The sequence below is a fragment of the Phenylobacterium sp. 58.2.17 genome (genome assembly GCF_026411515.1).
In the GTDB taxonomy this organism is placed as follows: Bacteria; Pseudomonadota; Alphaproteobacteria; order Caulobacterales; family Caulobacteraceae; genus Phenylobacterium.
In genome coordinates this window covers 84988-106241 of sequence record NZ_JAPMTQ010000005.1, presented here as the reverse complement: position 1 = coordinate 106241, position 21254 = coordinate 84988, and the positions used below count along the sequence as shown (strand labels likewise).

Genomic DNA, 21254 nt, shown 5'->3' with positions numbered 1-21254 from the left:
AGGGGATACTTTCCTAGAGGACGCCCTTGGTCGACGGCGCGCGACCATGGGTCTTGGGGTCGAGTTCGACGGCTGCGCGCAGGGCGCGGCCCAGGGCCTTGAAGCCGCTCTCGGCGATGTGGTGGCTGTTGTCGCCGTAGAGGGTTTCCAGGTGCACGCAGGCGCCCAGGTTCATGGCGAAGGCCTGGTGGAATTCCTTGAACAGCTCGGTGTCGAACTCGCCGATCTTCGGGGTCTTGAACGCGACCTTCCAGATCAGGTACGGCCGATTGCAGAGGTCGAGGGCGCAGCGGGTCAGCGTCTCGTCCATCGGGACGTAGGCGTGGCCGAAGCGGTAGATGCCCTTGAAGCCGTCCAGCGCCTGGCGGATCGCCAGGCCGATGACGATGCCGGTGTCTTCCACGGTGTGGTGGAAGTCGATGTGCAGGTCGCCCTTGGTGCGGACATAGAGGTCGATCCCGCTGAAACGCGCGAGACCGTCCAGCATGTGGTCGAAGAAACCGATGCCGGTCTCGACGTCGGCGACGCCCGAGCCGTCCAGATCCACGCGAACGGTGATCTGGGTCTCCTTGGTGTTGCGGACCACTTCCGCGGTGCGGGCCATCCCTTAGAGTCCTTTCGAAGCCGCGAGATCCTTGAGGCTGACCTGCGGCCGCGGGCCATAGTGCGAGATCACCTCGGCCGCCGCCAGCGAACCCAGCTGGCCGCACACGTTGAGCGGCCGGCCGTTGGCGAGGCCGTACATGAACCCGGCTGCGTATTGGTCGCCCGCGCCCGTCGTGTCTACGACTTTCTCCACAGGGAACGCCGAAACCTCAAAGGTCTCGCCGCCGGCGACGATCACCGAGCCCTGGGCGCTGCGGGTCACCGCGGCGATCTTCACCTTGGAGCGCAGCGCGTGAACGGCGGCGTCGAAGTCGTCGGTCTGGAACAGCGAGGCGACTTCCGTGGCGTTGGCGAACACCAGGTCGACCTGGGTTTCCAGGAAGCCGAGCAGGGCCTCGCGGTGACGTTCGACCACGAAGCCGTCCGACAGGGTGATGGCGATCATTCGGCCGGCGCCGTGGGCCAGGGCCGCAGCCTTGGCGAAGGCCCGGCGGGCGGCCTCGGCGTCGAACAGGTAGCCTTCCAGGTAGACGATCTTGGCGGCCTCGACGATGGCGGCGTCGATGTCCTCGGAGGCGAACTCCGTCGAGGCGCCCAGGAAGGTCGACATGGTGCGCTCGCCGTCGGGCGTGACGTTGATCATCGACACCGCGGTGGCCTTGCCGTTCAGCAGCGGCGGGGTGTCGAAGTGGGCGCCGATGGCGCGCATGTCGTGGGTGAAGACCTTGCCGAGCTGGTCGTCGGCGACCTTGCCTAGGAAGGCGCCGCGGCCGCCGAACGAGGCGAGGCCGGCGACGGTGTTGGCGGCCGAACCGCCTGAGGCCTCGAGTCCGGCCTGCATGGCGGCGTAGAGCGCGGCGCTGCGCTGCTCGTCGACCAGCATCATGGCGCCCTTGTCCATGCCTTGCTGGGTCAGGAAGTCGTCGGTCGCCGGGGCGATCACGTCGACGATGGCGTTGCCGATGGCGGCGACGTCGTAGAGCTCGGTCATGCGGGAAAGGTCGGCTTTCGCGGAAATCAGGCCTCGCGTCCTACAGGCAAAGCCCTTTCGGGGCAACGCGGGCGGCGCCTCGGCCGCAACCGGCGCCGGTCCCATGTGTTGATCCTGGGCATAACGGAGGATCGAAATGGCGATACTGAAGCGCGACAAGACCAAGACCGGCTTGGCCATCGGTTCGGGCGCGGCGGCGGCCGACGCCGCCGTCGAGGGCCGTCCGACCATGGCCGACCACAAGAGCGAGGCGCCGCATGCGCGTCCGGCCACGCCGCTCAGCGACAACGAAAAGCCCGACCAGCTGGCCGACAAGCAGAAGCGCGCCGAGGACCGTCAGGAGGCGCTGCTGGACGAGGGTCTGGAAGAGAGCTTTCCGAGCAGCGATCCGGTGAGCGTCAAGCGCATCACCTGAAGCGCGCCGCCCATGGACGCTGAGCCGCGCCGAACGGGGGAGGGGGCGGGCCGGCTGGAGGAAAGGGGCCGGCCCGCGCTCGTCAGGCCGCGCCGATAAGCGCGATCACCGCGGGGGAGGCGATCACAGCGACGGCGAAGACGAGGATGATGTCGCGCAGCACGTCGGTGCGCGAAAATTCAATCGATTGAGGATAGGTGCAGGTCACGGGGAGGCTCCTACAACAGCGGACGCCCGTAATTTCCCAGATTTGTTGCACTGCGACAAACGAGCTTAGCGCCTGTCAGTTGATCTTTAGTCAACTCGATCGACAAGACCGTCAGCCAGGGCCTGGTCCAGCAGCCAGCTACGGAAGCGCCGGATGTTGGGCTGGTCGGCTTTTTCCGGCAGCGACAGCACCCAGTGGCTGAAGGGACTGGGCAGCGACAGGTCGAAGGGCTGCACCAGCCGCCCGTTGGCCAGGTCGTCGATCACCATCGCCTTGTGCGCGAAGGCCAGCCCGCGGTCGGCGAGGGCCGCCTCGACCGCGAGGTAGGTGTTGGAGAAGCGCGGTCCCGGATTGGGATCGACCCGGTCGGCCCCGGCCGCCGCCAGCCAGTCGGTCCAGTCAGGCTCCTCGGGCAGCATCAGCACGTCGTGCAGCAGGGTCACCCCGCGCAAGTCGTTGGGATGGTTGAACGGGCCGTACTTCTCGACCAGGCCGGGGCTGCACACCGGGGTCATCAGGGTGTCGAACAGATGGGTGACGTGCAGGCCGGGGTAGGGGCCGCGGCCCAGCCGGATGGCGACGTCGATGTTCTCGCGCGCCAGGTCGGCGGCGTGATCTGAGGCGGCGACCAGGATCTGCACCTCGGGATAGCGGCGCTGGAAGTCGTGCAGCCGCGGCACCAGCCAGCGGGCGGCCAGCGAGTGCAGCACCGTGACCACCAGCGGCGCGTCGCGCTTGGAGCGCACCGCGTCCACCGCCGACTGGATGGTCGACAGGCCCTGGCGCACGCCGACCGACAGCTGCTCGCCGGCCGCGGTCAGCCGCACCGCGCGGTTGAAGCGGTCGAACAGCCGGGTCTCCAGCTCGGCCTCCAGGCCCTTGATGTGCCGCGAGACCGCGCCGGGCGTGATCGCCAGCTCCTCGGCGGCGCTGAGGAAGCTGCCGCAGCGGGCGCAGGCCTCGAAGACCCGCAGGGCGTTGAGCGGCAGATGGTTGGCCATGGGCAGGAGATAAGGCCGCGCCGCACGTGGGTGCAATGGCGGCGGATAATGCTCTAGGCCGCGCGGCTGAACAGGATCTTCGACGGGCAGAGGTCGGCGACCTGGCACTCCTCGCACTTGGGCCGACGGGCGACGCAGGTGTAGCGGCCGTGCAGGATCAACCAGTGGTGGGCGCGGGTCAGGTAGGGGGCCGGGACCAGGGCCATCAGGTCGGCCTCGACCTGATCGGGGGTCTTGCCGGTCGACAGCTTCAGGCGATGGGCGACGCGGAAGACGTGGGTGTCGACGGCGATGGCCGGTTCGACGCCCAGTTCGTTGAGCACCACGCTGGCGGTTTTTCGCCCGACGCCGGGCAGGGCCATCAGATCGTCGCGGTTCAGCGGCACCTCGCCGCCGTGCTGCTCGACGATGATCTTCGCCGCGGCGATGACGTTCTTGGCCTTGGTGCGGAACAGGCCGATCGAATTGATGTAGCCGATCAGCGCTTCCTCGCCGAGGTCCAGCATGTCCTGCGGCGTGTGGGCCACGGGGAACAGCTTGGCGGTCGCCTTGTTGACTCCGACGTCGGTGGCCTGGGCCGACAGCGCCACCGCTACGACCAGGGTGTAGGGGCTGTCGTAGTTGAGCTCGGTGCGCGGGTCGTCGCTGAGCGACTCGAACCGGTGGAACAGTTCCTCGATGCGGGCTTTCTCCGCAGGCGAGACGCGCTTCTTGGTGACGGGCTTGGCCATGGCGCGGCGAACATCGCCCGGCTTGCCCGCTCCGCCAAGGGGTGCGGACTTTTCGCAGCCGTTTTCGGCTTCTGAGGCGCGCGATGGGCGGCGGAACCGGTTTCCACTTCCGCCTGCCGCGCACTAGACTGCGTGCCCGATGGATGGCCTCGTCTACATGGACGCCGTGATCACGCCCAACCGCTCGCTGTCGCAGCGGGGGTTCGTGGTGCTGATCGGCATCGTCACGTTCTTCAATTGCGTGGCCGCGGCGGTGTTCCTGTCGATGGGCGCCACCTTCGTGCCGGTGTTCCTGGGGCTGGATGTGCTGGCGGTGATCGCCGCCTTCGCCGCCAGCTATGCCGCCGCCAAGAAGATCGAGCGGGTGCTGGTCACCGCGCGCGAGGTGCGGGTGGTCCGCGAGACGCCGAAGTCCAGCGAAGTGGTCTGGGAAAGCCCGACCGCCTTCACCCGGGTGGCCCTGGAGATCGACGAGGACGATGTCGTCCATGGCGTGCGGGTGGCGATGTCCGGGCGACACGCCTCGGTGGCCGCGGCGCTCAGTCCGGTCGAGCGCGCGGACTTCGCCCGGGCCCTGGAGCGGGCGATCTACGACGCGCGGCGCGGCTAGGCGGCGCCGGGCCCGCCGGCGGTGGCGCGAATGGGGCCCCCTACCGCAGGCCCTTCATCTCCATGCCCTTGACGATGATCAGCTTGGCGAGGTTCGCGCCCGGCACCACGAAGTTCAGGGTCTCGGCCCCGACGTCGAGCAGGAAGCGCGGCTCCAGCGCCTTGCCCAGATACTGCTCGAAGGTGTCGCCGCCGACCCGCGCCTCGCCGGTGACGGCGTCGAACTCGACCACGGCCTCCTTGTCGGCGCGGCGATAGCGGAAGGCGTGGATCGGCCGGTAGTAGAGGTCGACCGCCTCGACCCGCACCAGCTCCTCGGTCACGGTGTCGGCGTCGATCTTGCCGATCGCCGCGGCGACGACGTCGCGCACCACCATCGAGGCCTTGGCCTGGGGCGGGACCACGACCATGCCGTCGGCGGTGGCCTTTGCCAGGGCCTCAGCGTCGGTCTCGACCGCGTCGTGCTGCAGATAGGCCGCCAGGGTCGGCGTCGGCTGTTTGCTCAGCCCGTCGACGAACACCTCGCGGCGGGCCTCCTCGCGGCAGGACTCCAGGCCCTCGAACGAAATCCGGCCGTCGACCGCCGGCAGGCTGCGGCCATCGATCGTGACCTGCCGCACCTCGGGCGCGACCGGCACGGCGTAGCTGCGCCGCCGCTCGTAGGCCGTGGCCGTCGAGACCGCGACGCGCCAGAACGGCTGCAGCCGGCGTTCGCGGTAGACGACCGCGAAGTCGTCTTCCTTGGGGTGGTTGAACAGGCCCGCGACCCGCGCCAGGGCGCCGAACGCCTCCAGCCGCTTGGCCCAGGCGCGGCCCTCGGCGTGCTCCAGGCTGAACCGATCGGCCAACCGGAAGATGCGCTCCTCGGCGAGTTCGACCTGCATGCGGGGCCTCCCTGCGGCGTCGCAGGGATTGAGAGCCTCGCGCAGCAGGTCGGCAAGGGGGTCAAGTCCCTGGCCCGCCTAGGGAAAACCCTAGTTAGAGGATGAAGCGACTGAGGTCGGCGTTCTGGGCCAGGCCGCCGACCCGCTCCTTCACATAAGCCGCATCGATGCTGATCGTCTCGCCGTCGCGGTCGGAGGCCGAATAGCTGATCTCCTCCAGCACCTTTTCCAGCACCGTCTGCAGCCGGCGGGCGCCGATGTTCTCGACGCTGCCGTTGACGGTCACCGCCGCGTCGGCGAGCGAGTCGATGGCGTCCTCGGTGAAGTTGAGCGTCACGCCTTCGGTGGCCAGCAGCGCCTGGTGCTGGCGGATCAGGTTGGCTTCCGGCTCGGTCAGAATGCGGCGGAAGTCGTCGCGGGTCAGGGCCTTGAGCTCGACGCGGATCGGCAAGCGGCCCTGCAGCTCGGGCAGCAGATCGGAGGGCTTGGCGACGTGGAACGCGCCCGAGGCGATGAACAGGATGTGGTCGGTCTTCACCGGGCCGTACTTGGTCGAGACGGTGGTGCCCTCGATCAGCGGCAGCAGGTCGCGTTGCACCCCTTCGCGGCTGACGTCGGCGCCGGCCCGGTCGCGATTGGAGGCGACCTTGTCGATCTCGTCCAGGAACACGATGCCGTTGTTTTCGGCCAGCTCCAGGGCTTCCTGGGTCAGGGCTTCCTGATCGAGCAGCTTGTCGCTTTCCTCGGCGATCAGCGGCGCGTGGGCGCCGGCGACGGTGGTCTTGTGGGTCTTGGTGCGGCCGCCGAAGGCCTTGCCCATCATCTCGCCGAGATTGAGCATGCCCATCTGGGCGCCGGGCTGGCCGGGAATGTCGAACATCGGCAGGCCGCCGCCGCTGTCGGCAAGGGTCAGCTCGACCTCCTTGTCGTTCAGCTCGCCAGCCCGCAGCTTCTTGCGGAAGCTCTCGCGCGCGGCGGTGGAGCCGGGTCCGGTCAGGGCGTCGAGGATGCGTTCCTCGGCGGCGGCTTCGGCCCTGGCGCGCACGCCGGCCCGGCGCTTGTCGCGGACCATGGCCATGGCGCTTTCCACCAGGTCGCGGACGATCTGGTCGACGTCGCGGCCGACATAGCCGACCTCGGTGAACTTGGTGGCCTCGACCTTCAGGAACGGGGCCTGGGCCAGCCGCGCCAGGCGGCGGGCGATCTCGGTCTTGCCGACCCCGGTCGGGCCGATCATCAGGATGTTCTTCGGCGTCACCTCGTCGCGCAGGTCGGCGGGTACGCGGCGGCGGCGCCAGCGGTTGCGCAGGGCGACGGCGACGGCCTTCTTGGCGTCGGGATGGCCGACGATGTAGCGGTCGAGCTCGGAGACGATCTCGCGGGGGGAAAACTCGGTCATGGCCCGCTAGATAGTCACGACGCCGGCTCTGCGACAGGAAGAATCTGATCGAAGACCAGACGCCAGCCCTCGGCGCGGCTCTGCCAGATGCGGACATAGTGGCCGCGGCGGTCCTGGGCGGCGTCTTTCCAGCGCGCTTCTCCATACGTCCAGACGAGATCGCCGCCGCTGGAGGCGCGGCCGCCGAGCGGGGCGAAGGCGACGGCGGCCGGGCGCGTGGCCAGCTCGGCCTTCACGGCCGCAGGCGTCGTCGCCGGCGGCTGCGGGGAGCCTGCGAGGCGGGCGTCGGGGCTCAGCACGGCGAGATAGGCGGCGGCCGAATCCGTGGCCGCGTCGCGGGCGAGAACCGCCTCGGCGGCCTGCACCGAGCGCATCGCGGTCGCGGCGTCGGCGGCCGGGCCGGTGGCCGGGGCCAGATAGGCCGGCGGCGAGCCCTGGGGCGGCGCCGGCCCATGGGCGCTGGGCGAGCCGCCGTCGTAGATCCACTTCCAGCCGCCGTCGTCTTGCCGGGCCCAGACGGTGAAGTACCAGCCGTTCGGCCTGCCGTCGAAGGTGCTCGGGCCGGTGGTGAAGCCGAGGTCGTCGGACCTGGCGATGCCGGCCCACAGCGGCCACCAGACCAGCGGCGGGTGCGGCGTGTCCGGCCGCGGGCCGTAGAGCTCGTGGGCCTTGACCGGGTCCGGCGCGAACAGGATCGCGTCCGGGGCCGAATGGGTCAGGAACGAGCGCTTGATCCCGTGCGCCAGGCCGTCGGCCGCGAACGCCCGCTCCGCGGCGACGACCGCAGAGGGATCAGGTTGCGCCAAGGCGGGGGACGAAAGGAGAAGCGCAGCCAGGATCAGGCTACAGGCTTTCAACCGTCAGCTCTCCGTTGGTGTAGACGCAGATCTTGGCGGCGATGCCCATCGCCTTGCGGGCGACCTCTTCGGCCGAGAGCTCGCTGTCGGCCAGGGCCAGCGCCGCGGCCAGGGCGTAGTTGCCGCCCGAGCCGATGGCGGCGACGCCGGTCTCCGGCTCCAGCACGTCGCCGACCCCGGTGACGGTGAAGATCGAGTCCTTGTCGGCGACCAGCAGCATGGCCTCCAGCCGGCGCAGGTAGCGGTCGGTGCGCCAGTCCTTGGCCAGGTCGACGCAGGCCCGGGCCAGCTGGTCCGGATACTGTTCGAGCTTGGCCTCAAGCCGCTCGATCAGGGTGAAGGCGTCGGCGGTGGCGCCGGCGAACCCGGCCAGCACCTTGCCGCCGGCCAGGGTGCGCACCTTGCGGGCGTTGCCCTTGACCACGGTCTGGCCCATCGAAACCTGGCCGTCGCCGGCGATCACGGTCTTGCCGCCCTTGCGCACCGCGAGGATGGTGGTGCCGTGCCAATCGGGAAAGTTCGAGCTTGTCGTCATGGCTCTCGATGTGGCCAGGGGGACGGGCGAGGTCAAGCGCGCTGCGACCTGGCTGGACGGCGAGGCGCTGAAACGTAACGAGGCGACGATGAGCTTCACGGACGACGAAGTCGAGCGGTACGCCCGCCACCTGGTGCTGCGCGAGGTCGGCGGCCAGGGCCAGCAACGCCTGAAGGCCGCCAGCGTGCTGATCGTCGGGGCCGGGGGCCTGGGCGCGCCGGCGGCGCTCTACCTGGCCGCGGCCGGGATCGGACGCATCGTGCTGGCCGACGCCGACGTGGTCGACACTTCGAACCTGCAGCGCCAGGTGATCTTCCGCGACGCCGACGTCGGCCGCCGCAAGGTCGAGGCGGCCGCCGACCAGCTGCGGGCGCTGAACCCGCACGTGCATGTCGACTGCGCCCCTGTGCATGTGGAGCCGTGCAACCTCGGGCCGCTGGTGACGGGGGTCGACCTGGTGCTGGACGGCACCGACGACTTCGCCACCCGTTTCGCGGTCAACGCCGCCTGCGTGCAGCACGAACGGACGCTGGTCTCGGGCGCGATCGGCCGCTGGACCGGCCAGGTCGGGGTGTTCCGCGGCAAGCCCTGCTATCGCTGCCTGGTGCCCGAGGTCCCGCCCGAGGCCGAGACCTGCTCGGCGGTCGGGGTGGTCGGGGCGCTGGCCGGGGTGATCGGCTCGATGATGGCGCTGGAGACGATCAAGCTGGTCGCCGGCGCCGGCGAGCCGCTGGCCGGGCGGCTGCTGATCTATGACGGGCTGTCGGGCGAGAGCCGGACGGTGCGGATCGGCGCGGACCCCGAGTGCGAGGTGTGCGGGGGAGGGCGCTAGCCCCGGTGTGATCCCGGTTTGCGCAGCCAGACCGGGATCCGTTCGCGCCGCGTTCGTCCCGCGACGCGACGCCGCGCCACGATCTGACGGATCACGTGTCCATGGGTCCCGGACAGCCGCCGCGCGGCTTCCGGGATGACAGTTCGTGCGCTGTCAGAGCATCGACGGGATGACCCGGTCGGGCGGACGATGGCCGTCCATCCAGGTCTTGAGGTTGATGATCACCTTCTCACCCATGTCGATGCGCGCCTCGACCGTGGCCGAGCCCAGGTGCGGCAGCAGCACGGCGTTCGGCTGGGTCAGCAGCTTGGGATTGATCGCCGGTTCGAACTCGAACACGTCCAGGCCCGCCCCGGCGACGGCGCCGGCGGCCAGCAGGTCGGCCAGGGCGCCCTCGTCGATGATGCCGCCGCGGGCGGTGTTGACCACCACGGCGTGCGGCTGCAGCAGCTTCAGCCGCCGCGCCGACAGCAGATGGTAGGTGGCCGGGGTGTGCGGGCAATTGACCGAGATGATGTCCATGCGGGCCAGCATCTGGTCGAGGCTCTCCCAGTAGGTGGCCTCCAGCTCCTCGGCGATCACGTGGCTGACCGGCTTGCGGTTGTGATAGTGGATCTGCATGCCGAAGGCCTTGGCGCGGCGCGCCACCGCCTGGCCGATCCGGCCCATGCCGATGATCCCCAGCCGCTTGCCGTTGACCCGCCGGCCCATCATCCAGGTCGGGGTCCAGCCGGTGAACTCGCCGGCCTGCACGACGTTGGCGCCTTCGACGATCCGGCGCGAGACGGCCATGATCAGCGCCATGGTCAGGTCGGCGGTGTCCTCGGTCAGCACGCCGGGGGTGTTGGTCACGGCGATGCCGCGCTCGTTGGCGGCGGCGACGTCGATGTGGTCGACCCCGGCCCCGAAGTTGGCGATCAGCTTCAGCTTGTCGCCGGCCGCCGCGATCAGGTCGGCGTCGATATGGTCGGTGATGGTCGGGACGATGGCGTCGGCCCGCTGCACCGCCCTGATCAGCGCCTCGCGGTCGAGCGGTACGTCGTCGAGGTTCAGCTCGGTGTCGAACAGCTCGCGCATCCGGGTCTCTACCGGGTCGGGGAGGCGGCGGGTGACGATGACTTTGGGTTTTCGAGCGGCCATGAGCGTCTGAAAGGAATCTTTAACTGCGCGTGGCGCGCCTTGCGTTGTGACGAAGAACCTCTAGCAAAGCGCCCATGGACGGCCAAGGCGAGCCTCGAACGATTGAACCGCGCAAGCGCATAACGCCCGTTTTTTTGACGACGGCGTTGATTTTGGCCGCCCTGACGCCCGCCGTCCAGGCGGCGCCGCGCCAGACGCCGTCCGGCCAGCCGGTGCCGCGCTACGTCTCCTTGAAGTTCGACAAGGTCTATGCGCGGGCCGGGCCGGGGGAAGATCACAAGCTTTTGTGGGTCTATCAGGTCAAGGGCCTGCCGGTGCAGGTGATCGCCGAGAACTCCGAGTGGCGGCGGATCTGCGACCCGGACGGCGGGATGGCCTGGGTGCACCGGCGGCTGACCAGCGGCGAATCCACGGTCATGCGGGTCAAACCGACGCGTCTGGCCCTGCACAAGAAGCCGCGGGCCGAGGCCGAGATCACCGCCTATATGAACCCGCGCTCGATCGCCGAGCTGCCCAAGACCTGCGAGGACGGCTGGTGCCGGGTGCGCAGCGAGGGGGTCTCGGGCTGGGCTCCGGCGAGCGAACTCTGGGGAACTTCCGACGCGATCCAGTGTAAAGTGGGCCGTCCCGGCGTCGCGCGCAGCCGTTGAGCCTGCCGCGCGGCTCTGCTAGGGCCTGAAATTCACGATTCCCGAGGCTCGGAAAAACGGGCCGCCGCCAAGAAAGCCAAGCATGATCCAGGGCGCCAAGGCCAAGGACCACTACAATCTCGAAGAGCTGCTGGCCTGCGGCCGAGGCGAGATGTTCGGCCCGGGCAACGCCCAGCTGCCGGTGCCTCCGATGCTGATGTTCGATCGCATCGTGAAGATCACCGAAGACGGCGGCGCGCACGGCAAGGGCTATCTGGAAGCCGAGCTGGATATCAATCCGGACCTCTGGTTCTTCCAGTGCCACTTCATCAACGACCCGGTGATGCCGGGCTGCCTGGGCCTGGACGCCATGTGGCAGCTGGTCGGCTTCTTCCTCGGCTGGTCGGGCGCGCCCGGCAAGGGCCGCGCCCTGGGCGTCGGCGAGGTGAAGTTCACCGGCCAGGTGACCCCGAAGGTCAAGAAGCTGGTCTACAAGATCGACCTCAAGCGCGTGATCATCCGCAAGCTGGTCATGGGCATCGGCGACGGCGTGCTCGAGGCCGACGGCAAGGTGATCTACGAGGCCAAGGATCTGCGCGTCGGCCTGTTCGACGCCAAGGACCTGGTCTGAGAGCACGGGCAGGCACATGCGTCGCGTCGTCATCACCGGCATCGGTATCGTCTCGTCCATTGGCGCTGACGCCAATGCAGTCCTGGCTTCGCTGCGCGAGGCCAAGTCCGGGATCAGCTTCTCGCCCGAGTACGCCGAGCTGGGTTTCCGCTCGCAGGTCCATGCCGATCCCGGCCTCGACTGGGAAAAGCTGGTCGATCGCCGCGCGGCGCGGTTCCTGGCCCAGGGCACGGCCTACGGCCACATCGCCATGGAGCAGGCGATCGCCGACGCCGGGCTGGAGGAGGCCGAGGTCTCCCACGAGCGGACCGGCCTGATCGTCGGCTCCGGCGGGCCGTCGACCAAGGCGATCATCGAGGCGGCGCACACCGCCAAGGAACGCGGCCCCAAGCGGGTCGGCCCGTTCGCGGTGCCCAAGGCGATGAGTTCGGGCGCCTCGGCGACCCTGGCCACCTGGTTCAAGATCAAGGGCCTGAACTTCTCGATCTCGTCGGCTTGCGCCACCTCCACCCACTGCATCGGCTCGGGCTACGAGCAGATCCTGATGGGCAAGCAGGACGTGGTGTTCGCCGGCGGCGCCGAGGAGCTGGACTGGTCGCTGAGCGTCCTGTTCGACGCCATGGGCGCGATGAGCTCGAACTTCAACGATCGCCCGTCCACGGCCAGCCGCGCCTATGACAAGGACCGCGACGGCTTCGTGATCGCCGGCGGGGCCGGCATCGTGGTGCTGGAGGAATACGAGCGCGCCAAGGCCCGCGGGGCCAAGATCTACGGCGAGATCGTCGGCTACGCGGCCAATTCCGACGGCTTCGACATGGTCGCCCCGTCGGGCGAGGGCGCGGTGCGCTGCATGCGCATGGCCATGGAAGGCCTGGGCGGCCGCAAGATCGACTACCTGAACCCGCACGGCACCTCGACCCCGGTCGGCGACTCCAAGGAAATGGGCGCGGTGCGCGAGGTGTTCGGTTCGAACGTGCCGCTGATCTCGTCGACCAAGTCGCTGACCGGCCACAGCCTGGGCGCGGCCGGGGCGCAGGAGGCGATCTACAGCCTGCTGATGCTGAATAACGGCTTCGCCGCGCAGAGCGCCCACATCGAGACCCTCGATCCCGAGTTCGCCGACCTGCCGATCCTGCTGCAGCGCAAGGACGTGCAGCTGGAGACCGTGATGTCGAACTCGTTCGGCTTCGGCGGCACCAACGGCTGCCTGGTGATGGCGCGGGTCTAGCCCGCGCCTCACGCGAACGCGGCTTGCGCCGCCCAGCGCGCCCGTTCACAAACCCTCGACGAAATTCAGAACGCCAGGGAGACCACGCGTGGCCGAAGACTATCAGATGCCCAAGGGCGACCTGATGAAGGGCAAGAAGGGCGTCATCACCGGCGTCGCCAACCACCAGTCGATCGCCTGGGGGATCGCCTCGCAGCTGGCGGCTCAGGGCGCGGAGCTTTCCTTCCTGCACCTGCCGGGCATGGAGCGCCGGGTGACCCCGCTGGCCGAAAGCGTCGGCGCCAAGGCCATCGTGCCGGCGGACGTGCAGGACGACGCCTCGATGGACGCCGCCTTCGACGCCATCGAGAAGGCCCACGGCACGATCGACTTCTTCCTGCATTCGATCGCTTTCGCCAACAAGGACGAGCTGAAGGGCTCGTTCGTCGAAAACACCTCCCGCGAGAGCTTCCTGCGCGCCATGGACATCTCGGTGTTCTCGTTCGTCGACTGCGCCAAGCGCGCGGCGAAGCTGATGCCGAACGGCGGCTCGATCGTGACCATGACCTATCTGGGGTCCGAGCGCGCCATCCCGAACTACAACACCATGGGCGTGGCCAAGGCCGGGCTGGAAGCGGCGACCCGCTATGTCGCCCGCGACCTGGGTCCGGCGCGCATCCGCGTCAACGCCATCTCGGCCGGGGCGATGAAGACCCTATCGCTGGCGGGGATCAGCGGCGGCCGCGGCATGCTGGCCCAAGGCCGGTCTATGTCGGCGCTCGGCGAGGACACCTCGATGGAGGGCGTCGCCGGTTGCGCGCTGTGGCTGCTGTCGGACCTTGGCTTCTCGACCACGGGCGAAATCGTCCACGTCGACGCCGGCTTCCACATGATGGGTCTGGGCTCGGACAGCGAGTAGGCGGCTGCAGTTCCTCCCCCGCTGGGGGAGGTGGATCGATGCGAAGCATCGAGACGGAGGGAGCCTGCTGACTCAGCAAGCCCCCTCAGCCCGCCATTCGGCGGGCAGCTCCCCCAGAGGGGGCGCAATTTTCCTTTGCTTACGCGTTCGCCCCGCCGTCGACGACGAAGCCGGCGCCGTTGGCGAAGCGGCCTTCGGGTCCGGCCAGCCAGGCGACCGCGCCGGCGATGTCTTCCGGCTTGCCGTATTCCTGGATGGGCATCCGGGCCCGCTGCGGGTCGGCGCCCGGGCCGGAAGCGGGGTTCATGTCGGTGTCGGTCGAGCCGGGGTGCACCAGGTTTACGGTGATCCCCTGGGGACCCAGGTCGTGGGCCAGGCCTTTGGTGAAGCTCAGCAGGGCCGACTTGGTCATCGCATAGAGGGTGATGCCGGCCATCGGCACCCGCTCGGCCAGGTTCGAGCCGATATTGATGATCCGCCCGCCCGCCGGCAGGTGCGCGGCGGCGGCCTGTGCCGCGACGATCACCCCGCGCACGTTCACCGCCAGCAGCTGGTCGATGTCCTCGATCGTCCAGCCCTCGACCGGCCCGACGCCGCGGGCGATGCCGGCGTTGTTCACCAGGATGTCCAGCCCGCCCAGCTCGGCGGCGGCGCGGTCGACGGCGGCCTTGACCGCGGCCGGATCGGCGCTGTCGGCCTGGATCGCCAGACCCTTGCGGCCCAGGGCCTCGATCTGCGCCACGAGCGCCTGGGCCCTATCGGCCGAGCGCTCATAGGTGATGGCGACGTCGGCGCCGTCTCGGGCCAGGCGCAGGGCGATGGCGGCGCCGATGCCGCGGCTGGCGCCGGTGACCAGGGCGCGCTTTCCGGAGAGGTTCGACACGGGGTTGCTCCATTTCTGTATCGTTCGGTACAGAAAGCAGATGGTCGGCTTGCCGGGACCCGTCAAGGCTTTTATATATCGGTCGCTACAGAAAGGTGTCCTCATGGCCGAACGCGGCCGACCTCGCAGCTTCGACCGGGATGCGGCGCTTCGCCGGGCGATGGAGGTGTTCTGGGTCAAGGGTTACGAGGGCGCCTCGATCAGCGACCTGACCGGGGCCATGGGCATCGGCTCGCCCAGCCTCTACGCGGCCTTCGGCTCGAAGGAGGCGCTGTTCCGCGAGGCGATCGAGCTCTACGGCCGCATCGAGGGGCCGGAAATCTGGGACGTGGTCGAAAACGCGCCGGACGCGTGCGCGGCCGTGGAAGGTTTCCTGACCGCCACCGCACATTCCTTCTCAAGGCCCGGCAAGCCGCGTGGCTGCATGGTCGTGCTCTCGCAGCTCAACACGACGGAGGCCAGCGCCAGCGTCTGCGCCGCCCTGCGCGAGAACCGGGCCCAGGGCCAGTCCGCGCTGGAGGCGCGCCTGCGCCGGGCGGTCGATGACGGCGACCTGCCGCCGAGCGTCGATGTCGCCGCCCTGGCGGCGTTCTACCTGACCGTCCAGCAGGGCATGTCGATCCAGGCCCGCGACGGGGCCAGCCAGGAGAGGCTGCTGGCGGTGGCCAAGGGCGCGATGGCGGCCTGGGAGCCGCTTACCGCGCCCTGACGCATCAGGCGAACTGCTGGCCGCGGCGGCGGGCCGAGCGCAGGGCCGCGCCGGCCAGGCCGAAGCCGGCGATCATCATCGCCCAGGTGGCGGGCTCGGGCACGGCCGAGCCGGTGAAACGCACCTCCGACAGCCCGATCGGGGCGTAGCCGTAGGTCTCCGGATACTTCTGGTGATTGCCGTCCAGCGCGATCTGGACGTAGCGCGCCGTGCCGCCGAGGCCGAAGCTCTCGGCCGCCAGCGCCTGGCCCGTGCCGCGCGACAGCTCGCCGGCCAGCACCTGGGTGTAGGTCAGGCCGTCGGTGGAGATCGAGATCCTGAAGGCCTTGGAGGCGCGGTCGAGGGTCGAGGCGAATTCCTCGACGCCGAAGTTGTAGTTCCAGATGTCGGCGCCCGAGAGCTTGAAGGTCTGGCCGAGATCGAAGGTGAGGGTGGCGGCCGAAACCCCGAGGTCGGTCATCCACATGGCGCCGAAGTCGGCGTCGTGCAGGCCGCCCGACAGGCCGCTGCCGTCGATCAGGTTCTCGGGATTGTAGATCCCCCAGAACGGGAAGGTGTTGGTGGCGGTGACGCCGACCGGCGTGATGGTGGTCGCGGCCGCCGCGGGCAGCGCGAGCGAGGCGGCGGCGACGAGGGCGGCGAGGCCCAGGGACTTGGCGAACATGGTTACCCTCGAGTTAAGACTTGAGGGCTGATGGCCCAGGCGCATGGCGCCCGTATCTCGGTTCGATGAAGGTTGTGCGGCCGACGGCGTTCTACGCCGAATAGGCCTTCATGAAGCGTTGGGCGGCCTCGCGCGCGACCCGCTCGATCTCGGCCTCGTCGAGCTCCCGGAAGACGCCGAGCAGCTGGGAGATTTGGTGAGCGCCGACGACCATGCCGGCGAAGAACTCGGCCGCCAGGGCCGGGTCGCCCACGGCCAGGCGGCCATTGGCGGTCTCGATCTGCAGGAACTCGGCCAGCCGGCGACGTGAGGTGGCGGGGCCGGCCTCGAAGAACGCGCGGGCGAGATCGGGATGCTCGGCCGCCGCCTCGACGGTCATGCGCAGCATGGAGACCCCGCGCGAGAGCATCACCGTCGACAGCATCGATCGCCCGAAGGCGACCAGCGCGTCCTCAGGATGGTCCAGGGCCTCGGGCAGCAGCAGCGGGGCGGTGATCTCCGACACCCGCCGGTCGACGATGGCGCGGATCAGCTCAGGCTTGGAGCCGTAGTGGTTGTAGATCGTCTGCTTCGACACGCGTGCGCGGCGGGCGATCTCCTCCATGGAGGCGGCCAGGCCGCGCTCGCCGAACACCTGGGCGGCGGCGTCGAGGATGGCCTCGGTCTTGGCGAGGTCGATCTGGCCGGGCGCGCGGGGCATCAGTGGCCTCCGCCGCCGCCGCTGGGCGGATCGCTCTTGCCCGGCGTCGCCAGGAAGCCGAGCAGGGCGGCGACGGCGCAGCCGAGCGCCAGGAAGTAGAACCCGTCGCCAAAGCCGAGCACCGCGGCGTCGCGGTAGAGGGCCATGCCGAGGAACTTGCGGGCCGCGCCTTCCGGATTGGCCAGGCCCTGGGCCTCCATCATCGAGGTCATGCCGGCCAGCATTTCCTGGCCCTGCAGGCTGGCGATGCTCATGCCCGCCGACAGCTCCGACAGGTGGACGGCGGTCTGGTCGGTGAGAATGGTGGTCAGGATCGCCAGGCCAATGGCGCCGCCGACGTTGCGGACCAGGTTCACCAGGCCCGAGGCGTCCTTCATCATTGAGACCGGCAGGGTGGAGACCGACAGCGCCTGGGCCGCGATCATCGCGACCATCACCCCGAAGCCGCGGATCGCCTGCAAGGCCGCGAACTCCCAGAAGCCCCACTCGGCGGTGACCCGCACCCCCAACCCGACGCCGTAGGCGGCCAGCGCGAAGCCGGCCACCAGCGAGATGCGCGGGTCCATCAACCGCACGACGCGGCCGACCACCGGGGCGCTGAGGAACATGGCCAGGCCCGAGACCAGCATGGTGGTGCCGACCTCGGCCGCCGAATACTGGCGGATCTGCCCGAGGAACAGCGGCAGGATGAAGGTGCCGCCGAACAGGCTCATCCCCGACACCGCGTTCATCAGGAAGCCGAGCGTGAAGTTGCGGTCCTGGAACGGTTTGAGCGAGACGATGGGCTGGCGATAGGTGAGCTGCCGCCAGATGAACACCACCCCGGTGATCACCGCGGTGACGGTCAGCCACAGGATCAGGTCGTCGTCGAACCAGCCCTCGCCGGAGCCTTCCTCGATGACGTACTGCATCGACAGCAGGAACACCGTCATGGTGAACAGGCCGAACCAGTCGATGCCCTTGGCCAGGCTCGGGTCGCCCTTGTCGAAGTCGCCGTAGCGGCCGACCAGGAACATCACCAGCAGGCCGGCCGGGATGTTGATGAAGAACAGCCAGCGCCAGTTGAGCGCCTCGGTCAGGTGACCGCCCAGGGTCGGGCCGATGGTCGGCGCCAGAGTGACGATCAGCCCGACCGTGACGTTGGCCATCACCCGCTTTTCGGGCGGGAACACGGTCATGGCGGTGGCGAACACGGCCGGGATCATCGCGCCGGCGGTCAGGCCCTGCAGCGCCCGGGTGACGATCATCATCTCGATGCTGGTCGACAGGCCGGTGAGGATCGAGGTGACGATGAAGCCGGCGGCGGCGAACACGTAGACCGGCCGCGTGCCCCACATCTTGGTCAGGTACGCGGTGAGCGGAATGATCACCACCTCGGCCAGCAGGTAGATGGTCTGCACCCAGCTGATCTCGTCGGCGCTGGCGCCGATGCCGGCCTGGATCTGGCTGAGCGAGGAGGCGACGATCTGGATGTCGAGCGTGGCCATGAACTGGCCGACCACCATCCCGCCGAAGCCGAGGAAGATCTTGACCCAGTCGACCTCGCCCGAGGCGGTGACGTGTGCGCCGGCCGGCGCGGGCGGGGCCGACGCCGGGGATTTCTGCGGATCGTCGAGGGCGGCGTCGGTCACGGCGCCAAGTCCCTAGCGGGCTTCCCCGCGCCGGGCGTACTCGGCCGTGGGCGTGGCTTCGGCGAAGCTCGGGCCGGTGTCGGCGGTGACGTCGACCTTGACGTCGACCGATAGGCCCGGCCGCAGAGCGCCGGCCAACGGCGACTTCGGATCGACGACGATCTTCACCGGCAGGCGCTGGGCGATCTTGGTGAAGTTGCCGACCGCATTCTCGACCGGGATCAGGGCGAACTCCGAGCCGGTGGCCGGAGCGAAGCTGTCGATGCGGCCGGGGATCGCCTGCTTGCCGAAGGCGTCGGCATGGATGGTGACCGGCTGGCCGATCTTCAGGCGGGCGACCTGGGTCTCCTTGAAGTTGGCGACCACATAGGCTTGGCCCAGCGGCACGACGGTCATCAGCGAGGAGCCGGGGCGGACGTACTGGCCGGTGCGCACGGCGCGGGCGCCGACCACGCCCGACGCCGGCGCCTTGATCTCGGCGCGTTCCAGGTTGATGCGGGCCTGCTCGACCACGGCGCGGGCGGCCTGGGCCTGGGCGATGGTCTGGTCCCGGGCCGAGCCGAGGCTTTCGGCGCTGCGGCGTTCGGCCTCCAGCGCGGCTTTGGCCTGGGCGACGCTGGCGCTGGCCTGGCCGGCGGCGGCGCGCGCCGACTGTTCACGCTGGGGCGCCACCCAGCCCTGGCCGGCGAGCGTCCCGTAGCGGGCCAGTTCGGCCTGGGCCAGCTGGGACTCGGCGTGGGCGGCGGCGACCCCGGCCGCCCTCTGGGCGATCATCGCCTGTTCGAGCCGGGCCTTGTCGTCGACCGCACGGACGGCGGCGTCCAGCGCCGCGGCGTTGGCCTCGGCCTGGGCGAGCGCCGCCTTCAGCGGCGCGGTGTCGAGCCGCACCAGCACCTGGCCGGCCTGGACGTGCTGATTGTCGGCGACCAGGACCTCGGCGACATAGCCGTCGACCTGCGGCGCGACGCTGACCTTGTCGGCCTGGATGAAGGCGTTGTCGGTGGTTTCGAACTTCTGCTTGTTCATCCACCAGACGCCGCCGCCGACCACCAGGCCGACCGCGACGACCCCGCCGACGGCGAGGGGCACGAGCTTCTTGGGCAAAACCGCCATGTGGAGCGCCTGAAAAACCGAAAAGTGGACGCAAAAGTCCAATCAAGACTGAAGTAGGGCGAGTTCGGACGGCCGGCAATGGGTAAAATGGACGAAAGCGTCCAAGAAACATTAACGGAGCGGAAAGTCGCCGAGCCCGCAAATCCGGCCATGGGAGCGGAGAGGGCGGATGCTCAACCCAAATGGCGCCATCCGAATGGGGTGGCTTGAGGCGTTCGGCCTCTTGGGTGTTTCAGCCATCGTTGGCGCGGTGCTGGCGATCGGCGTCCTCGGCCGCCACGCGGCGCCTGAGCTGTTGAGAGGCCTCAGCGACGAACCGCAGGCGGCAAGCCGGCAATTCGCCGACCGCCTGCGCAGTACCCTGCCGGCCGGCATTTCGGACGACAAGGTCATCGAGGCGCTCAGCGCTCAGGGGTTCACAATCCGCCGGCGTCAACCGCTGACCGAACAAGTGCAGTATGCGACATTCGTTGTCTCGAACGTGGCTTGCGCACAGAACGTTCACGTTGCCTGGCGGGTGAACGCCTCGGGCCATGCGATCGAGGTCGAAGGCGGCATAGGCGAGCCGATGTGCTGGTAGCCTTCAGCCCAGCCGCCGCATGCGGTAGGCGTTGATCGCCATGTCGCCGACCCGTTGGGTCAGCCGCCAGTTCACCACCGCCCCGACGGGGGCGCCGATGATCGGGATCAGCTGCGCCATCTTCGCCAGATCGATGTAGTCCCGGTACTCCTGCTGGAAGCGGCGCCAGTCGAAGTCGTCCAGGTGCTGGGGGTGGGGACGGGCGTCCCAGTCCTCCATGGCGCGGAACACCTCGGCGCGGTGCGCGGCCGAGGAAAAGGCCAGCTGGAAGATGTGCAGCAGGTAGAGCCGCTCGGAGAAGTCCTTACCCGACTGGCCGTAGATCGCCATCAGGTCGAACAGGAGCTTGAGTTTGATGGCGATGAGCGCCGGGAAGTCGGCGACCGCCAGCCAGAAGCCGCCGGCCCCGGCGACGCCGCCCTCGACCGCCGCGGTGGTGCGATAGCCGCCGATGGTCGCGATGGCCCGGGCGTCGCGCACCGCCAACGGGGCGTCGAGCAGGGGCGCGGCGGTGACGACGTTGGAGCCCGTCAGGATCGCGCGGGTCATCTGCTCGATGACGGCGGTGGCGGTCTTGTGCACCTGCTCGGGGATGACCTGGTTGATCTTCTGCTGGACGCCGCGGGTGGTCTTGTCGAGCAGGTTCGGGGCCTTCAGCATCTGGCCGCGCCAGCGGGCGACCTCCTGTCTGGCCCAGGCCTCGTACTCGGCTTCCGACGCGCCGAACGGCGGCTGGTCCTTGGCCATGGCGTCAGGCATCCGCCGTATGGGCGCGAGCGGCCTCGATGGCGGCCGCGATCGCTCCGCGCGCCTGGGGGCTGTTGCGCCAGCAGGTCGAGCCGACCAGGGCCGAGGCCGCGGCGCAGACCGCGCCGGCGTCCTGGCGGGCGAGGGCGGCGAGATCCTCGATCCCGACCTGTTCCAGACGCTGCACCACGGTCGGGCCGACGCCCTTCACGGCCAGCAGGATCGCGCGTTCGTCGGCGGAGAAAGCCATCGCATACCCTCGGTTAGCGTCGCCAATCCCAGAGATAGGGGCTATCGGCGGGGCGGGATAGTCGGCCGCGCCGATCACGGCCTCTTGGACGTCCTCGGGCCCGCGGGTCCTCGGCGGCGGCTGATCCTAGCTTCGCTGGCGCGAGCGGACTCGGCGATAGAGCTCTGGGCCAAAGATGACGATCGCCAGCGCCGAGAGGCCGGCGTTGGTGATCGACGGCGATCCACCGAGCAAAAGGCCCGACACCGCCGCGCCGGCGAGGAGGGCGAGGTTCGTGAGGACCAGGGTCCAGAGCGCCCAATCAGGAATTCGTCTCATCAAGGTAGCTTGGCCATGTGGCGGAGCCGGCGCAAGGCGCTGGACCTTTGCCGCCGTTCGTCGGC

Annotated in this window: 27 protein-coding genes; 9 read left to right on the top strand and 18 right to left on the bottom strand. The window is 69.3% G+C overall.

Annotated features, from left to right (window positions below):
- Nucleotides 1-13: 13 nt before the first annotated feature.
- Together hisB and OUA97_RS06220 are read right to left on the bottom strand one after the other, a co-directional pair.
- Nucleotides 14-604 (bottom strand): imidazoleglycerol-phosphate dehydratase HisB, encoded by a 591-nt coding sequence (gene hisB, locus OUA97_RS06225; RefSeq protein WP_267230954.1) that lies wholly within the window; start codon nucleotides 602-604, stop codon nucleotides 14-16.
- A 3-nt stretch (nucleotides 605-607) separates the two neighbouring features.
- The gene (locus tag OUA97_RS06220) at nucleotides 608-1597 is read right to left on the bottom strand and encodes an adenosine kinase (RefSeq protein WP_267230953.1); all 990 of its coding nucleotides are present in this window, start codon (nucleotides 1595-1597) and stop codon (nucleotides 608-610) included.
- 136 nt (nucleotides 1598-1733) lie between these two features.
- On the opposite strand from OUA97_RS06220, the gene OUA97_RS06215 reads away from it, so the two are divergent.
- Nucleotides 1734-2012 carry a hypothetical protein gene (locus OUA97_RS06215; RefSeq protein WP_267230952.1) on the top strand — a complete coding sequence of 93 codons (279 nt, stop codon included), beginning with the start codon at nucleotides 1734-1736 and terminating at the stop codon, nucleotides 2010-2012.
- A gap of 82 nt (nucleotides 2013-2094) precedes the next feature.
- Here OUA97_RS06215 and OUA97_RS06210 read toward each other — a convergent pair whose 3' ends face one another.
- The 3 genes from OUA97_RS06210 to nth all read right to left on the bottom strand — a co-directional run bounded on the left by OUA97_RS06210 (nucleotide 2095) and on the right by nth (nucleotide 3952).
- Nucleotides 2095-2220: a hypothetical protein gene (locus tag OUA97_RS06210; protein ID WP_267230951.1), complete on the bottom strand. Its 126-nt coding sequence runs from the start codon at nucleotides 2218-2220 to the stop codon at nucleotides 2095-2097.
- A gap of 86 nt (nucleotides 2221-2306) precedes the next feature.
- A complete protein-coding gene (gene gcvA / locus OUA97_RS06205) occupies nucleotides 2307-3221 on the bottom strand; it encodes a transcriptional regulator GcvA (protein WP_267230950.1) in 915 nt (304 codons plus the stop codon).
- Between the two features lie 53 nt (nucleotides 3222-3274).
- Nucleotides 3275-3952, bottom strand: a complete 678-nt coding sequence (gene nth, locus OUA97_RS06200; RefSeq protein WP_267230949.1) for an endonuclease III — start codon at nucleotides 3950-3952, stop codon at nucleotides 3275-3277.
- 139 nt (nucleotides 3953-4091) lie between these two features.
- Here nth and OUA97_RS06195 point away from each other — a divergent pair, with 139 nt between their 5' ends.
- On the top strand, nucleotides 4092-4562 hold the full coding sequence (locus tag OUA97_RS06195; protein WP_267230948.1) for a DUF2244 domain-containing protein: 471 nt from the start codon (nucleotides 4092-4094) through the stop codon (nucleotides 4560-4562).
- Nucleotides 4563-4602: 40 nt separating this feature from the next.
- On the opposite strand, the gene OUA97_RS06190 is transcribed toward OUA97_RS06195, so the two are convergent.
- The 4 genes from OUA97_RS06190 to hslV form a co-directional block, all read right to left on the bottom strand.
- Nucleotides 4603-5445: a hypothetical protein gene (locus tag OUA97_RS06190; RefSeq protein WP_267230947.1), complete on the bottom strand. Its 843-nt coding sequence runs from the start codon at nucleotides 5443-5445 to the stop codon at nucleotides 4603-4605.
- Between the two features lie 94 nt (nucleotides 5446-5539).
- Nucleotides 5540-6844, bottom strand: a complete 1305-nt coding sequence (gene hslU / locus OUA97_RS06185; protein ID WP_267230946.1) for an ATP-dependent protease ATPase subunit HslU — start codon at nucleotides 6842-6844, stop codon at nucleotides 5540-5542.
- Nucleotides 6845-6858: 14 nt separating this feature from the next.
- Nucleotides 6859-7701, bottom strand: a complete 843-nt coding sequence (locus OUA97_RS06180; protein WP_267230945.1) for a DUF4440 domain-containing protein — start codon at nucleotides 7699-7701, stop codon at nucleotides 6859-6861.
- The gene (hslV, locus tag OUA97_RS06175) at nucleotides 7688-8236 is read right to left on the bottom strand and encodes an ATP-dependent protease subunit HslV (RefSeq protein WP_267230944.1); all 549 of its coding nucleotides are present in this window, start codon (nucleotides 8234-8236) and stop codon (nucleotides 7688-7690) included. The genes OUA97_RS06180 and hslV overlap by 14 nt, the downstream gene beginning before the upstream one ends.
- Before the next feature lie 88 nt (nucleotides 8237-8324).
- Here hslV and OUA97_RS06170 point away from each other — a divergent pair, with 88 nt between their 5' ends.
- Entirely contained in the window at nucleotides 8325-9068 is a 744-nt protein-coding gene (locus tag OUA97_RS06170; protein WP_267231007.1) for a HesA/MoeB/ThiF family protein, read from the top strand.
- Between the two features lie 153 nt (nucleotides 9069-9221).
- Here the strand turns inward: OUA97_RS06170 and OUA97_RS06165 are convergent, their stop codons facing one another.
- Nucleotides 9222-10208, bottom strand: a complete 987-nt coding sequence (locus tag OUA97_RS06165; protein ID WP_267230943.1) for a 2-hydroxyacid dehydrogenase — start codon at nucleotides 10206-10208, stop codon at nucleotides 9222-9224.
- Nucleotides 10209-10360: 152 nt separating this feature from the next.
- Between OUA97_RS06165 and OUA97_RS06160 the strand changes: the two genes are divergently transcribed.
- From OUA97_RS06160 to OUA97_RS06145, 4 genes are all read left to right on the top strand, one after another.
- Nucleotides 10361-10858, top strand: coding sequence for an SH3 domain-containing protein (locus tag OUA97_RS06160; protein WP_267230942.1), 498 nt, complete (start codon nucleotides 10361-10363; stop codon nucleotides 10856-10858).
- An 82-nt stretch (nucleotides 10859-10940) separates the two neighbouring features.
- On the top strand, nucleotides 10941-11468 hold the full coding sequence (gene fabA / locus OUA97_RS06155) for a 3-hydroxyacyl-[acyl-carrier-protein] dehydratase FabA (protein ID WP_183775527.1): 528 nt from the start codon (nucleotides 10941-10943) through the stop codon (nucleotides 11466-11468).
- 16 nt (nucleotides 11469-11484) lie between these two features.
- Complete coding sequence (gene fabB, locus OUA97_RS06150; protein WP_267230941.1) at nucleotides 11485-12696, top strand: beta-ketoacyl-ACP synthase I; 1212 nt, start codon at nucleotides 11485-11487, stop codon at nucleotides 12694-12696.
- Between the two features lie 88 nt (nucleotides 12697-12784).
- On the top strand, nucleotides 12785-13594 hold the full coding sequence (locus OUA97_RS06145) for an enoyl-ACP reductase FabI (RefSeq protein WP_267230940.1): 810 nt from the start codon (nucleotides 12785-12787) through the stop codon (nucleotides 13592-13594).
- A gap of 139 nt (nucleotides 13595-13733) precedes the next feature.
- Here OUA97_RS06145 and OUA97_RS06140 read toward each other — a convergent pair whose 3' ends face one another.
- Nucleotides 13734-14477, bottom strand: coding sequence for a 3-oxoacyl-ACP reductase family protein (locus OUA97_RS06140; RefSeq protein ID WP_267230939.1), 744 nt, complete (start codon nucleotides 14475-14477; stop codon nucleotides 13734-13736).
- Nucleotides 14478-14580: 103 nt separating this feature from the next.
- On the opposite strand from OUA97_RS06140, the gene OUA97_RS06135 reads away from it, so the two are divergent.
- Nucleotides 14581-15186 (top strand): TetR/AcrR family transcriptional regulator, encoded by a 606-nt coding sequence (locus tag OUA97_RS06135; RefSeq protein ID WP_267230938.1) that lies wholly within the window; start codon nucleotides 14581-14583, stop codon nucleotides 15184-15186.
- A gap of 4 nt (nucleotides 15187-15190) precedes the next feature.
- On the opposite strand, the gene OUA97_RS06130 is transcribed toward OUA97_RS06135, so the two are convergent.
- The 4 genes from OUA97_RS06130 to OUA97_RS06115 all read right to left on the bottom strand — a co-directional run bounded on the left by OUA97_RS06130 (nucleotide 15191) and on the right by OUA97_RS06115 (nucleotide 19294).
- A complete protein-coding gene (locus OUA97_RS06130; RefSeq protein WP_267230937.1) occupies nucleotides 15191-15850 on the bottom strand; it encodes a PEPxxWA-CTERM sorting domain-containing protein in 660 nt (219 codons plus the stop codon).
- Nucleotides 15851-15941: 91 nt separating this feature from the next.
- Complete coding sequence (locus OUA97_RS06125) at nucleotides 15942-16550, bottom strand: TetR/AcrR family transcriptional regulator (protein WP_267230936.1); 609 nt, start codon at nucleotides 16548-16550, stop codon at nucleotides 15942-15944.
- Nucleotides 16550-18181: a DHA2 family efflux MFS transporter permease subunit gene (locus OUA97_RS06120; RefSeq protein ID WP_267230935.1), complete on the bottom strand. Its 1632-nt coding sequence runs from the start codon at nucleotides 18179-18181 to the stop codon at nucleotides 16550-16552. Before OUA97_RS06120 ends, OUA97_RS06125 begins: the two co-directional genes overlap by 1 nt.
- A gap of 12 nt (nucleotides 18182-18193) precedes the next feature.
- On the bottom strand, nucleotides 18194-19294 hold the full coding sequence (locus OUA97_RS06115; protein ID WP_267230934.1) for an HlyD family secretion protein: 1101 nt from the start codon (nucleotides 19292-19294) through the stop codon (nucleotides 18194-18196).
- A gap of 169 nt (nucleotides 19295-19463) precedes the next feature.
- Here OUA97_RS06115 and OUA97_RS06110 point away from each other — a divergent pair, with 169 nt between their 5' ends.
- Nucleotides 19464-19874, top strand: a complete 411-nt coding sequence (locus OUA97_RS06110) for a hypothetical protein (RefSeq protein WP_267230933.1) — start codon at nucleotides 19464-19466, stop codon at nucleotides 19872-19874.
- Nucleotides 19875-19877: 3 nt separating this feature from the next.
- Here OUA97_RS06110 and OUA97_RS06105 read toward each other — a convergent pair whose 3' ends face one another.
- The 3 genes from OUA97_RS06105 to OUA97_RS06095 form a co-directional block, all read right to left on the bottom strand.
- A complete protein-coding gene (locus OUA97_RS06105) occupies nucleotides 19878-20621 on the bottom strand; it encodes an EcsC family protein (RefSeq protein ID WP_267230932.1) in 744 nt (247 codons plus the stop codon).
- 4 nt (nucleotides 20622-20625) lie between these two features.
- Nucleotides 20626-20871, bottom strand: a complete 246-nt coding sequence (locus OUA97_RS06100; protein WP_267230931.1) for a helix-hairpin-helix domain-containing protein — start codon at nucleotides 20869-20871, stop codon at nucleotides 20626-20628.
- A gap of 126 nt (nucleotides 20872-20997) precedes the next feature.
- Nucleotides 20998-21189: a hypothetical protein gene (locus OUA97_RS06095; RefSeq protein ID WP_267230930.1), complete on the bottom strand. Its 192-nt coding sequence runs from the start codon at nucleotides 21187-21189 to the stop codon at nucleotides 20998-21000.
- Nucleotides 21190-21254: the final 65 nt, after the last annotated feature.